Source organism: Streptomyces sp. NPDC001914 (genome assembly GCF_042891215.1).
In the GTDB taxonomy this organism is placed as follows: Bacteria; Actinomycetota; Actinomycetes; order Streptomycetales; family Streptomycetaceae; genus Streptomyces.
In genome coordinates this window covers 136,120-148,602 of sequence record NZ_JBIASW010000005.1, presented here as the reverse complement: position 1 = coordinate 148,602, position 12,483 = coordinate 136,120, and the positions used below count along the sequence as shown (strand labels likewise).

Sequence of the window (12,483 nt, the reverse complement as noted above, 5' to 3'; positions counted from 1 at the left end):
GGAAGGGTGACCGACACATGAAGATCATCCTTACCCACGAGGTCTCCGGCCTCGGTGCCGCCGGCGAAGTCGTCGACGTCAAGGACGGCTACGCTCGCAACTACCTGATCCCGCGGAACTTCGCGATCCGCTGGACCAAGGGTGGCGAGAAGGACGTCGAGCAGATCCGTCGTGCTCGCAAGATCCACGAGATCGCGACCATCGAGCAGGCCAACGAGATCAAGGCCCGCCTCGAGGGTGTCAAGGTCCGTCTGGCCGTCCGCTCCGGCGACGCCGGTCGTCTCTTCGGCTCCGTCACCCCGGCCGACGTCGCTTCGGCGATCAAGGCTTCCGGTGGCCCCGAGGTCGACAAGCGCCGCATCGAGCTGGGCTCGCCCATCAAGACCCTGGGCGCCCACGAGACGTCCGTGCGTCTGCACCCCGAGGTTGCCGCCAAGGTCAGCATCGAGGTTGTCGCTGCCTGAGTGCAGCACTCGGCCTAGCTGAGAGGAAGGGCCGCACCCCTCGGGGTGCGGCCCTTCTGCTTGTCCTGGACGCGTTCTCCTGAGCACGCGCGTGCGTTCTCCTGAACCTGCGCGTGCGCGTTCCTGGAAGGCGGCGATCGCCGTTTCACGTGAAACGGCGACCCGTGTTTCCCGTGAAACGTCCGGCGTACGTCACTGGACGCGCCCTGAGACGGCCGGCGTACGTCAGCGGGTCGCGCCCGTGACGATCCAGCGGCCCGAGCGGGAGCGCAGCCACAGCGTCAGCATCCGCATCGTCATCATCAGGGCCATCGCGCCCCAGAGCGCGGTCAGCCCGCCGCCGAGGACGGGAACGAGCAGGGCGACGGGGGCGAACACCGCCAGGGTGAGCAGCATGGCCCAAGCCAGGTACGGGCCGTCCCCGGCGCCCATCAGCACGCCGTCCAGCACGAAGACGATCCCGCAGACCGGCTGGGAGACGGCCACCATCACCAGGGCCGGCAGCGCCGCGTCCTGTACGCCCGGGTCGCCGCTGAACAGCGGAAGGAACAGGGGGCGGGCGGCGATGACCAGCAGACCGAGCACGAGCCCGGTGACGAGTCCCCACCGCACCATGCGACGGCAGGCCTCACGGGCACCGGGGACGTCGTTCGCACCGAGGTAGCGTCCGATGATCGCCTGCCCCGCGATGGCGATGGCGTCGAGGGCGAAGGCGAGCAGACTCCACAGCGACAGGATGATCTGGTGGGCCGCCATGTCGGCGTCCCCGAGCCGGGCGGCGACCGCCGTGGCGATCAGGAGGATCGCCCGGAGCGACAGCGTTCGGACGAGCAGGGGGGTGCCGGCCTGGGCACAGGCCCGAATGCCGGCCGCGTCCGGCCGCAGGGAGGCGCCGTGCTTGCGTGCACCGCGCAGGACGACATGGAGATAGACGGCGGCCATGCCGCACTGGGCGATGACCGTGCCCCAGGCGGAGCCGGCGATGCCCAGACCGGCGCCGTAGACGAGGACGGTGTTGAGGGCCGCGTTGGCCACGAACCCTCCGACGGCGACATACAGAGGGGTCCTCGTGTCCTGGAGTCCGCGCAGGATGCCGGTGGCGGCCAGCACGACCAGCATCGCGGGGATGCCGAGCACCGAGATCCGCAGATAGGTCGTCGCGTACGGGGCGACGGAGCCGGACGCGCCGAACAACTCCATGAGGAAGGGCGCGGTGGGCAGGGCGACGGCGATCACGGCCACGCCGATGAGCAGGGCGAGCCAGATGCCGTCCATGCCCTGGCGGATCGCAGCCCGCAGATCACCGGCTCCGACCCGGCGGGCGACCGCGGCGGTCGTGGCGTAGGCGAGGAAGACGAAGACTCCGACGGCCGTCATGAGAAGAGCCGAGGCGATGCCGAGTCCGGCCAGTTGCGCGGTGCCGAGATGGCCGACGATGGCACTGTCGGCCAGCACGAAGAGAGGCTCGGCCACGAGTGCGCCGAACGCCGGAACGGCCAGTGCGACGATCTCCCGGTCGTGCCGGCGTCGGGTGGCCCTGGGCGCCGTGGAAGCCTGTGTCATGGGCATCAATCTAATCTTCCACAGGTAAGAGATGCAAAAGGCGAAAGCCCCTTACTTTGCGGCGTGCGGGGTGTGGTGTGGCGCACTGTTCGAAGGGATCTTGATCCTGCTGGGGAAGTTTTTCTTCTGCACAGCCGGTGGATGGGAAAACGCCAGGTCAGATGCCGTTCTTTCGGAGGCCTGAGTGCTTGTTCACAGGGCTGTCCACCGGGTCGTACACAGGTTTCGCGGAGTTCTCCACAGCATCGGGGCCGTCGTCCACATGGCCTGTGGATAACCAGATTGGCTGACGGTGCCCGCGGGCCTAACGTGGTGCGGCGCCCGTTCTCCGCTCCGTCCTCGGAAAGCACGCAAAACCGACGCGCGAGAACCGGAGTCGGGCCGCTCACTTGTCAGTGCCGTGCCGTAGAAATTGAAGGCACTGCTAGGTCCGCTCTGCGGACGGGAGGAGGTGGCTCGGTGACTATTTCCGAGCCCTTGGACGACCCCTGGGCGGACAGCGGACCCAGTGATCGTCTGCCCTCGTCCCGTCGGCGCGGCAGCGGCGGCCGAGGCCGCGACGAACAGCACGACCGGGACAACGGGTCCTGGGAGAGCGGCGGTTCGTCCTTCGAACGGGTGCCTCCGCAGGACCTGGACGCCGAACAGTCCGTCCTCGGCGGCATGCTCCTGTCGAAGGACGCCATCGCCGACGTCGTCGAGGTGCTCAAGGGCCACGACTTCTACCGTCCGGCGCACGAGACGATCTACGGGGCGATCCTCGACCTGTACGCCAAGGGCGAGCCGGCCGACCCCATCACGGTCGCGGCCGAACTCACCAAGCGCGGCGAGATCACCAAGGTCGGAGGCGCACCGTATCTGCACACGCTGGTGCAGACGGTCCCGACCGCCGCCAACGCCGAGTACTACGCGGAGATCGTGCACGAGCGCGCGGTCCTGCGCCGCCTGGTCGAGGCCGGCACGCGCATCACGCAGATGGGATACGCGGCCGACGGCGACGTCGACGAGATCGTCAACAGCGCGCAGGCCGAGATCTACGCGGTCACCGAGCAGCGCACCACCGAGGACTATCTGCCGCTCGGCGACATCATGGAGGGTGCGCTCGACGAGATCGAGGCGATCGGATCGCGCTCGGGGGAGATGACCGGCGTACCGACCGGCTTCACCGACCTCGACTCGCTCACCAACGGTCTGCATCCGGGTCAGATGATCATCATCGCGGCCCGTCCCGCCATGGGTAAGTCGACGCTGGCCCTGGACTTCGCCCGTGCCTGCTCGATCAAGCACAACATGCCCAGCGTGATCTTCTCGCTCGAAATGGGCCGCAACGAGATCGCGATGCGCCTGCTGTCCGCCGAGGCGCGCGTCGCACTGCACCACATGAGGTCCGGCACCATGACGGACGAGGACTGGACCCGGCTCGCCCGCCGTATGCCGGACGTCTCGGCCGCTCCCCTCTACATCGACGACTCCCCGAACCTGTCGATGATGGAGATCCGCGCCAAGTGCCGACGGCTCAAGCAGCGCGCCGACCTCAAGCTCGTGGTCATCGACTACCTCCAGCTCATGCAGTCAGGAGGCAAGCGTTCCGAGAGCCGTCAGCAGGAGGTCTCCGACATGTCGCGAAACCTGAAGCTGCTGGCCAAGGAGCTGGAACTGCCGGTGATCGCGCTGTCGCAGCTCAACCGTGGTCCCGAGCAGCGTACGGACAAGAAGCCGATGGTCTCCGACCTGCGTGAGTCCGGGTCGATCGAGCAGGACGCGGACATGGTCATCCTGCTCCACCGCGAGGACGCCTACGAGAAGGAGTCCCCGCGCGCCGGCGAGGCGGACATCATCGTCGGCAAGCACCGTAACGGCCCGACGGCGACGATCACCGTGGCCTTCCAGGGTCACTACTCGCGCTTCGTGGACATGGCCCAGACCTGATCCGGCACCCTGCCGGGGTCCGGGGCGTGTGGGTGCGGCTGCTCAGCGCCTCGTCTCGTACCTGGTCAGAGCCACGCCCCCGGGAAACGTCCGCGTCTCCACCAGGTTCAGGTTCACCCAGCTGTCCAGCGCGGTGAAGAACGGGGTGCCGCCGCCCACCAGGACCGGATGGGTGGCGATCACGTACTCGTCGATCAGCCCGGCCCGCATGGCCGCCCCGGCGAGCGTTGCGCCGCCGATGGTCATCGGGCCGCCGTCCTCGGCTTTGAGCCGGGTGATCTCGGCGATCGCGTCGCCGGTGACCAGGCGGGTGTTCCAGTCGACCTTGTCGATCGTCGAGGAGAACACCACCTTCGGCGTGTCCCGCCAGTTCCGCGCGAACTCGATCTGCGCCTCAGTGGCGTCGGGCCGCTGGTCGCCGGTCGGCCAGTAGGAACTCATCGCCGTCCAGAGCTTGCGCCCGTACAGCGACAGGCCACTCGCCTGCTCGTGTTCGAGCCACCACTGGAACAGCTCGTCGCTCGGCGGTCCGCTCCAGTCGATGGTGTCGCCGGTCGCGGCGATGTAGCCGTCCAGGGTCAGGTTCATGCCGTAGATCAGTTTCCGCATGGCCCAGCCTTCCGTCCGTGGGTGTCCGGCGTACAGACCAGCGTGGCGCGGGAAACTCATCGGTGCGCGATCCGGGCTCGCCGGTGGTCCTCGTGCCCGGGGCTCAGCGTGGTGTACCCGGCCGACCCGGGCAAGCCGCCCGATCCCGACGAGAGGGCGACATGCCACTGGGGGAGAGACCTCGCGACCCGACGGGGCCGGCTCCGGATCAATCCGCTCGACGTCCGGCGTCCGGGCGGGTGGACTGGTGTCATGACGACATCCCACGATGATCTGCTTCCCGGCACGCGCCGGGCCCTGCTGCACCGCATCGCCGTCGCCCAGACCGAGGGACGGGCGCCGTCCATGGTCGCTTCGGTGGTGCGGGGCGGGAAGGCGGTATGGAACGGGGCGCGGACGTCTGTGCCCGGTCACGGCCCGGACGAGAACGTGCAGTACCGGATCGGCTCCATCACCAAGACCTTCACCGCCGTTCTGGTGCTCAGGCTGCGCGACGAGGGTGTCCTGGACCTCGGTGACCCGCTGGAGAAGCATGTGCCGGGCACCGGCGCGGGGGAGGTCACCATCTCCCAACTGCTCGCCCACACCGGAGGGCTGGCCGCGGAGTCGCCGTCGCCCTGGTGGGAGCGCACATCCGGTTCCCTGCGACCCGAACTGGCCGACGTACTGGGCGAGCAGCCCTTCCGTCATCCGGTCGGACGGCGGCACCACTACTCGAACACCGGTTACACGTTGCTCGGCGCCCTGGTCGAGGAGTTGCGCGGCGCACCCTGGGAAGAGGTGCTGCGCCGCGAGATTCTCGAACCGCTGGGCCTGCACCGTACGAGCGCCCACCCGCAGGCGCCGCACGCGGGGGGATGGGCGGTCCACCCCTGGGCGGACGCGATGATGCCGGAGCCCGCCGAGGACCTGGGGCGGATGGCTCCGGCCGGACAATTGTGGTCCACCACGGGGGACTTGGCCCGCTTCGCGGTCTTCCTCGCGCGTGGTGACGACCGCGTGCTGAGCGCGGAGTCCGTCACGGAGATGCACGCGCCGGCCGCTCCGCCGGAGGCCGCGGAACTGGCGGCGGGGACTTCGTACGGGCTCGCCCTGCAGATCGTGCATCGTGACGGCCGGACCCTCGTCGGGCATTCCGGGTCCCTGCCGGGTTTCCTCGCCGGACTGGTCATCAGCACGGAGGACGACGTGGCCGCGGTGGTGCTGTCCAACTGCACCTCGGGCCCGCCCGTGTTCACCGTCGCCGCCGATCTGGTGCGGATCGTCGCCGAGGCGGAGCCACGGATCCCCGAGCCCTGGCAGCCGATGGCCGAAGTGGACCAGAGCGCCTTGGAGTTGGCGGGCCAGTGGTACTGGGGGACTCAGGCATTCGGACTGCGGCTGCCCGCCGACGGAGGGCTGGTGCTGGGCCCGCTCTCGGGAGTCGGCCGCGGGGCGCGCTTCCGGACGAACGGCGACGGGACGTGGACGGGGCTCGACGGCTACTACGCCGGCGAGCTTCTGCGGCCCGTACGGCGGCCCGACGGCTCCGTGAGCCACCTGGACCTCGGGTCCTTCGTGTTCACGCGGCAGCCGTACGACGAGGACGCCCCGGTGCCCGGCGGAGTTGACCCCGAAGGCTGGCGAGGAGTGCGGTAGGCACCGCCGGACGCGAGGCGGCCTGTTTCACGTGAAACAGGCCGCCTCGCCCGTGAGCGGGCTCCGGTCTGTCTCAGAGCGGGAGTTTGAAGCCGACGTGCGAGGCCTCGAAGCCGAGCCGCTCGTAGAAGCGGTGGGCGTCGGTACGGGTGACGTCGGAGGTGAGCTGGACCAACTGGCAGTTCTGGCGGCGGGATTCCTCGACCGCCCATTCGATGAGTTCCGTCCCGAGACCGCTGCCGCGCTCGTCGGCGTGAATGCGCACGGCCTCGATGACGGAGCGCGTGGCCCCCCTGCGGGACAGCCCGGGAATCACTGTGAGCTGCAGGGTGCCGACGACGCGGCCGTCGCGGACGGCGACGACGAGATGCTGGTTGGGGTCGCGGCTCAGGCGCTCCAGGGCGGCCAGATAGGGGCTCAGGTCATCCGGCGATTCGCGCTGGGCACCCAGCGGGTCGTCCGCCAGCATCGCGACGATGGCGGGCACGTCGTCGGCGGCCGCGGGTCGTATCTCAAGATCTGCCATGAGCGCACCCTATGAGGGCACGCTCACCGACGGCACGGGGTGGACGGGCGCGCTCGCCGACTCCACGACCCGGACCAGGGGGGCGAGGTCGGGATTCTCGGCCGCGTCGTCGAGCGCTTCGCGCAGGGCGGCGTCGTTCGTGGGCCGCGCCTCGGCGAGGAGCTTCAGTCCCGCCTCGCTGACGTTCGTGTAGATGCCGCGGCGGTCGGTGGGGCAGAGATAGCGGGCGAGCAGTCCGCGGTCCTCGAGACGGGTGACCAGGCGCGTGGTGGCGCTCTGGCTGAGTACGACCGCGTCCGCGACCTGCTTCATCTGGAGATGACCGCCCTCGCCGTCGTGCTGACGGCTGAGCACGTCGAGCAGGGAGTACTCGCGTGCGCTGAGTCCGTGCTCGGCCTGCAGGGCCCGCTCGATGTGGGCCTCGATCCTCCCGTGCAGCAGGGAGAGTGCGCACCATCCCTGGGCGAGGGCGGTGAGCGCGGGGTCCGTGGCTGTCATGGCGTTTCCTCCTCGTCCCGGAGCGGCTGTGTCCAGGATAGAGCACAGACGCAATAGCCCGCGGTTGCATATAGCCCGCGTCTGCAACTATTGTGAACGAAGGCAAAGCGCTCGTGCAATCTTCTGGAAGGTGTCTCCACCATGCCTCTCGCGCTTCTGGCCCTCGCGATCGGGGCCTTCGGAATCGGAACGACCGAGTTCGTGATCATGGGCGTCCTGCCCGAGGTCGCCGGAGACTTCGGAGTCTCCATCCCCACGGCCGGACTGCTGGTCACGGGCTATGCCCTGGGCGTCGTCATCGGCGCGCCGATCATGACCGCGCTCGGCACGAAGGTGTCCCGCAAGCGGATGCTCATGGTGCTGATGGGGCTGTTCGTCCTCGGCAATCTGATCTCCGCCGTGGCTCCGGCGTTCTGGCTGATGTTCGCGGGCCGGGTGGTCGCCTCCCTCGCGCACGGTGCCTTCTTCGGCATCGGCTCCGTGGCCGCCGCCGAACTGGTCGCGCCCGAGAAGAAGGCCGGCGCGATCGCGATGATGTTCAGCGGGCTCACGATCGCCAATGTCGTCGGCGTTCCCCTGGGAACGCTGATCGGACAGTCCGCCGGCTGGCGCGTCACGTTCGCCGGCGTCGCCGCGCTCGGTGTCATCGGCCTGCTGGGCATCGCCAGGCTGGTCCCGGAGATGCCCAAGCCCGAGGGAGTGCGTCTGCGCCATGAGCTGGCCGCCTTCAAGAACGTCCAGGTCCTGCTCGCGATGGCGATGACCGTGCTCGGATTCGGCGGGGTCTTCGCCGCCATCACCTACATCGCGCCGATGATGACGCACGTCGCCGGTTTCGCCGACGGATCGGTCACCTGGCTGCTGGTCCTCTTCGGCCTCGGCATGGTGGGCGGGAACCTGATCGGCGGCCGGTTCGCCGACCGCGCGCTGATGCCGATGCTGTACGCCTCGCTGGGCGGCCTCGCCGTCGTGCTCGCACTCTTCACCCTCACCGCCCACAACAAGTTCCTGGCGGCCGTCACGATCGCCCTCATCGGCGCTCTGGGCTTCGCGACCGTGCCGCCCCTGCAGAAGCGCGTTCTCGACCAGGCTCACGGCGCTCCCACCCTGGCCTCGGCCGTGAACATCGGCGCCTTCAACCTGGGCAACGCCCTCTCGGCCTGGCTCGGCGGCGTCGTCATCGCCGCGGGCCTCGGCTACACCGCACCCAACTGGGTCGGCGCCGTCCTCGCCGCAGGCGCGCTCGTCCTGGCCGTCGTCTCGGCCGCTCTGGAGCGCCGCACGTCCCGGCCCGCTGTCGTGGTCGCCGGAGGCCTCCCCGCCGAGTCCCGGACCGCCGTCCACCACTGACCGGGAACGAGCCCGACGCGGGGCCGGGGCCGTTCCCACGGCGCCTCGATCCGGCGCGTTCCCGACGCGACACAGAACACCCCCACAAGGAGAACACTCTGATGAGCACCACCACCGCCGTCGCCCCCCTGACCATCGAGGACGCCGAGGTCCTCGTGACCGCCGCCCGACGCGCCGCCGAAGCCGCCGGTGTCCGGGTCAGCGTCACCGTCCTCGACGCGGGCGGCCACCTGCTCGCCTTCCGGCGCGACGACCAGGCCGTGCTGATCTCGGGAGAGACCAGCACACGCAAGGCCTACACGGCACTCCAGCTCGACTCGGCCACCGCCGACCTCGTCGACGCGGTGCAGCCCGGCGGTCTCTTCCACACCCTGCCCACCGCGCTCGACCGGCCCCTGCTGTTCATCGCGGGCGGCGTACCGGTCCGCCGCGACGGCCGCCTGATCGGCGCGATCGGCGTCGGTGGCGGAATGCCCGAGCAGGACCACGGCTTCGCCGTCGCGGCGGTCGAATCGCTCGTCTGACACTCGTCGGCCGAGGCACCTGCCGACGAACGACGAACGACGAACGACGACCGGCAGCCGACGAACGACGGACCGCATGTGCCGGCCCCCCTTGTATCCGGGGGACCGGCACATCCGTGTGTCCGGAGGAGCCGACGGATTCCTAGCCGGCGGCCACGGTCAGCGGTGCGAAGCGGCGGGTCCAGTCGCCGGGCAGTTCCGGGATCCGGTGCGTCATCACCGCGTTGAAGCCGACCGAGGCCAGCCCGCGTTCCTTGAGCCAGCTCAGCAGCTCCTCGTGGCGTGTGTCGACGTCGGTGCGCAGCGGACGGTCGGTGTGTGCGGCGAGCGAGGAGACGAGGGCCTTCGCCGTCCGCGTGTCCCGGGCGATCAGGGGGCCCACGACCTGTGTGGTCATGTTGGGCCAGGCGGCCGCGTAGCCGATGATCCGGCCGTTCTCCTCGGCCACGCGCAGCTGGTCGCCGAAGGCGGGCAGGCGCGTGATCATGTGGGTGCGGTCGGCTCCGAAGACCTCTTCGTCGAGCCGCAGGACGGGGGCGAGATCCTCCGCCGTGGCCGGGCGGGTGAAGACCCTGGTCTCCGTGCCGTCGGGGCTGAAGACCCCGCGGACCATCTCCGCCCGGCCGGTGGCCTTGAATCCCAGCTCCTCGTAGAGCGGGCGCCCGTACGCGGTGGCGTGCAGGGTCAGCGGGGTCGTGCCAGCCTCCTCGATCACGTGCCGCATCAGACGGCGTCCGACACCCTGGCGCGCGTGCCGCTCGGCGACGAGGACCATGCCGATCGCGGCCAGTTCGGGGCGCTCGCCCGGTCCGTACTCCGTCACCACGCACGCGGTGACGAGACCGCCGGCGGGGTCGTCGATGCCGTATCCGGTTCCCCCGGCGAGGAGCAGACCCCACTTGTGTTCTTCGCGGGGCCACCCCCGGTCCTCGGACAAGTCGGCGCAGGCGACGAGGTCGCGGGGCGTCAGACGGCGAATGGGCAGAGCGGTGAGGGAAGGAATCGACACGCAGGTCAGGCTGTACGAGATCAGCGCCTGCCGTCCACCGCTTTCCCGCGACTCCCACCGGCTTTTGGGCACAGTCCACGCCGGTGGTGGCGCCCGGCCGGGGGTTTCACGTGAAACCCCCGGCCCCGAAAGCCGATTGGCCCCAGTAGCCTCGACGGACATGGCCAGACTTCATCTCTTCGACCTCGACGGGACGCTGCTCCACGGAAGCACCGCGCCCTTGGAGATCTCCCGGCAACTCGGCCTGGAGGCCGAGACCATCGCGCTCGAGAAGGACATCTCCGAGGGGCGCATAGGCCCGCCGGAGTACGCGACCCGGGTGCACGCCCTGTGGAGGGACCTCACCGAGGCGCATGTGACGGCGGCTTTCGACGGTGCGCCCTGGATGTCGGGGATCGAGGACGTCTGGAGTGAGATCCGGCGGAACGGCGACTACTGCGCTGTCGTCTCGCTGTCGCCCTCCTTCTTCGTGGAGCGCCTGCTGACGTGGGGAGCGCACGCGGCTCACGGCTCGCGCTTTCCCGCGGTGCCGTTCGTGGAGCCGCTGGACCTGGCAGGCGTTCTCAACGCTGCGGCGAAGGTGCGGATCGCGGATCTGCTCTGTGCGGAGTTCGGGGTGAGCCGGGCCGACTGCGTCGCCTATGGCGACTCGGGCTCGGACAAGGATCTCTTCGGCGTCGTACCGGTGTCCGTCGCGGTCAACGCGGACCGGCATCTGAGCAGCCTCGCCACGCATTCCTACGTGGGACGGGACCTGGGCGCCGCCTATCGGCTGGTGGACCGCACCGCGTGACCCAGCCGGGCGGCCGACCCGCGCCGGAATCACACCGGATCGGATCAGCCCAGGTCGGGTGCGTGCATGGCGCGTACGCCCTCGATGTTCCCGTCGAGGTAGTGCCTCAGCGACAGGGGTACGAGGTGGACGGAGGCGATGCCGACGCGGGTGAACGGGATACGGACGATCTCGTATTCGCCGCAGGGCTCGTCCACCTCGGGACCGTGCCGCAGGGACGGGTCCATGGACTCCAGCCGGCAGACGAAGAAGTGCTGGACCTTCACGCCGGTCGCGCCGCCGTCGTCGCCGATGTGCTCGACCGTGTCGACGAAGCAGGGAACCACATCGACGATCTTGGCGCCGAGTTCCTCGTGCACCTCGCGATGCAGTGCCTCGACGACAGTCGTGTCCTCCGGCTCGACCCCGCCGCCTGGTGTGAGCCAGTAGGGATCGACGCCGGGCTTGGTGCGTTTGATCAAGATCAGGTCGTCGCCGTCGAGCAGGACGGCTCGTGCGGTGCGCTTGACCACGGGTCGGACGGTCATGGGAGAAATGTGGCCCGGCTGGTTCCACGTGAAACATCGTGCGGCCGCGATTCCGCGTGAAAACCGCTTCAGCTCCAGTCGGCGGCCGCCCGCAGCAGCCATTCGTGTGCGCGGGCTATGTGCGGCATCGCCAGCGTTCCCGTCCGCACGACCAGGAAGTACGTACGCAGCGGGGGCACCGCGGGGTCGAGGAGCGCCACGACGTCTCCGCGCTCGATGGCGTCGGAGCAGAGGTATTTGGGCAGGACGGCGAGGCCCGCGCCGGCGGAGGCGCAGGCGAGGACGGCTCGGAGGTCCGGGACGATCACCGTGCCGGAGGCGGCGGGCCGGCAGTCGAAGACCGAGGCCCAGTAGCGGGCGACGAGCGGTAGTGACTCGTGGACCTCGACGACGGGGAAGTCCTCGAGAGCGCGTGCGCCCTTGCGGCGGAGTTTGCCCGGACCGATCTCGGCGGCCCAGCGCGGAGCGGCGACCAGGACGTGCTCTTCGTCGCAGAGCGGAGTCGCGGTGAGCAGCGCGCCCCGCGGCCGGGCCGTCGCCATGGCCAGATCATGATGTCCGGCGGCGAGCCCCTTCATCGTCTCCTCCGCGTTGCCGAAGGAGGCGCGCAGTGCGAAGCCCTGGCCGTCGCCGCCGGTCAGTTCCATGAGGGAGGGCAAAGCGCGTTCCGCGGTGAACTCGGGCGGACCGGCGAGGTGCAGGGTCCGAAGGGACGAGTCCTCGTCGAGACCGGTCTCGGTGATCTCCACCAGGGCGTCGAGATGCGGAGCGGCCTTGTGGGCGAGTTCGTCGCCGATGGTCGTGGGCGTCACCCCTCGTGCCTGGCGCAGGAACAGGGGGCGCCCCAACTGGCGTTCCAGCGTGCGGATCTGCGAGGTGACGGCCGGCTGGGACAGGCCGAGCAGGGCGGCGGCACGAGTGAAGGAACCGGCCCGGTGCACGGTCACGAACGTGCGCAACAAGGCCAGGTCCATGGTGCCTCTCCCCTTTCAGCACCCCGCGCGAGCCACAACTATAAATAAGTCGATAGGTTTCTGTCGCTACTGTGATTGG

13 protein-coding genes are annotated in these 12,483 nt (G+C 69.6%); 6 read left to right on the top strand and 7 right to left on the bottom strand.

The features are described from left to right. The first annotated feature begins 17 nt into the window (after positions 1-17). Positions 18-464 (top strand): 50S ribosomal protein L9, encoded by a 447-nt coding sequence (gene rplI, locus ACFYYF_RS16265; RefSeq protein ID WP_328450525.1) that lies wholly within the window; start codon positions 18-20, stop codon positions 462-464. Between the two features lie 225 nt (positions 465-689). Here rplI and ACFYYF_RS16260 read toward each other — a convergent pair whose 3' ends face one another. Then, positions 690-2,027, bottom strand: coding sequence for an MATE family efflux transporter (locus tag ACFYYF_RS16260; RefSeq protein ID WP_388776062.1), 1,338 nt, complete (start codon positions 2,025-2,027; stop codon positions 690-692). 459 nt (positions 2,028-2,486) lie between these two features. Between ACFYYF_RS16260 and dnaB the strand changes: the two genes are divergently transcribed. Beyond that, entirely contained in the window at positions 2,487-3,956 is a 1,470-nt protein-coding gene (gene dnaB / locus ACFYYF_RS16255) for a replicative DNA helicase (protein ID WP_361682930.1), read from the top strand. Positions 3,957-3,998: 42 nt separating this feature from the next. Here dnaB and ACFYYF_RS16250 read toward each other — a convergent pair whose 3' ends face one another. Beyond that, the gene (locus tag ACFYYF_RS16250; RefSeq protein WP_388776059.1) at positions 3,999-4,565 is read right to left on the bottom strand and encodes a dihydrofolate reductase family protein; all 567 of its coding nucleotides are present in this window, start codon (positions 4,563-4,565) and stop codon (positions 3,999-4,001) included. Positions 4,566-4,817: 252 nt separating this feature from the next. On the opposite strand from ACFYYF_RS16250, the gene ACFYYF_RS16245 reads away from it, so the two are divergent. Continuing rightward, complete coding sequence (locus ACFYYF_RS16245) at positions 4,818-6,203, top strand: serine hydrolase domain-containing protein (protein ID WP_388776056.1); 1,386 nt, start codon at positions 4,818-4,820, stop codon at positions 6,201-6,203. 73 nt (positions 6,204-6,276) lie between these two features. Here ACFYYF_RS16245 and ACFYYF_RS16240 read toward each other — a convergent pair whose 3' ends face one another. Together ACFYYF_RS16240 and ACFYYF_RS16235 are read right to left on the bottom strand one after the other, a co-directional pair. Then, positions 6,277-6,729, bottom strand: a complete 453-nt coding sequence (locus tag ACFYYF_RS16240; protein ID WP_388776053.1) for a GNAT family N-acetyltransferase — start codon at positions 6,727-6,729, stop codon at positions 6,277-6,279. A 9-nt stretch (positions 6,730-6,738) separates the two neighbouring features. Further along, positions 6,739-7,227 (bottom strand): MarR family transcriptional regulator, encoded by a 489-nt coding sequence (locus ACFYYF_RS16235; protein ID WP_361682922.1) that lies wholly within the window; start codon positions 7,225-7,227, stop codon positions 6,739-6,741. 141 nt (positions 7,228-7,368) lie between these two features. Here ACFYYF_RS16235 and ACFYYF_RS16230 point away from each other — a divergent pair, with 141 nt between their 5' ends. Both ACFYYF_RS16230 and ACFYYF_RS16225 read left to right on the top strand, forming a co-directional pair. Further along, positions 7,369-8,577, top strand: a complete 1,209-nt coding sequence (locus ACFYYF_RS16230; RefSeq protein ID WP_361682920.1) for an MFS transporter — start codon at positions 7,369-7,371, stop codon at positions 8,575-8,577. Positions 8,578-8,678: 101 nt separating this feature from the next. Continuing rightward, entirely contained in the window at positions 8,679-9,101 is a 423-nt protein-coding gene (locus ACFYYF_RS16225) for a heme-binding protein (RefSeq protein WP_361682918.1), read from the top strand. Between the two features lie 142 nt (positions 9,102-9,243). Here ACFYYF_RS16225 and ACFYYF_RS16220 read toward each other — a convergent pair whose 3' ends face one another. Beyond that, positions 9,244-10,110 (bottom strand): GNAT family N-acetyltransferase, encoded by an 867-nt coding sequence (locus ACFYYF_RS16220; RefSeq protein WP_388776048.1) that lies wholly within the window; start codon positions 10,108-10,110, stop codon positions 9,244-9,246. A 160-nt stretch (positions 10,111-10,270) separates the two neighbouring features. On the opposite strand from ACFYYF_RS16220, the gene ACFYYF_RS16215 reads away from it, so the two are divergent. Further along, a complete protein-coding gene (locus tag ACFYYF_RS16215; protein WP_388776046.1) occupies positions 10,271-10,903 on the top strand; it encodes an HAD family hydrolase in 633 nt (210 codons plus the stop codon). 44 nt (positions 10,904-10,947) lie between these two features. Here ACFYYF_RS16215 and ACFYYF_RS16210 read toward each other — a convergent pair whose 3' ends face one another. Both ACFYYF_RS16210 and ACFYYF_RS16205 read right to left on the bottom strand, forming a co-directional pair. Then, a complete protein-coding gene (locus tag ACFYYF_RS16210) occupies positions 10,948-11,430 on the bottom strand; it encodes an NUDIX hydrolase (protein ID WP_361682912.1) in 483 nt (160 codons plus the stop codon). 68 nt (positions 11,431-11,498) lie between these two features. Then, entirely contained in the window at positions 11,499-12,404 is a 906-nt protein-coding gene (locus ACFYYF_RS16205) for a LysR family transcriptional regulator (protein ID WP_388776043.1), read from the bottom strand. Positions 12,405-12,483: the final 79 nt, after the last annotated feature.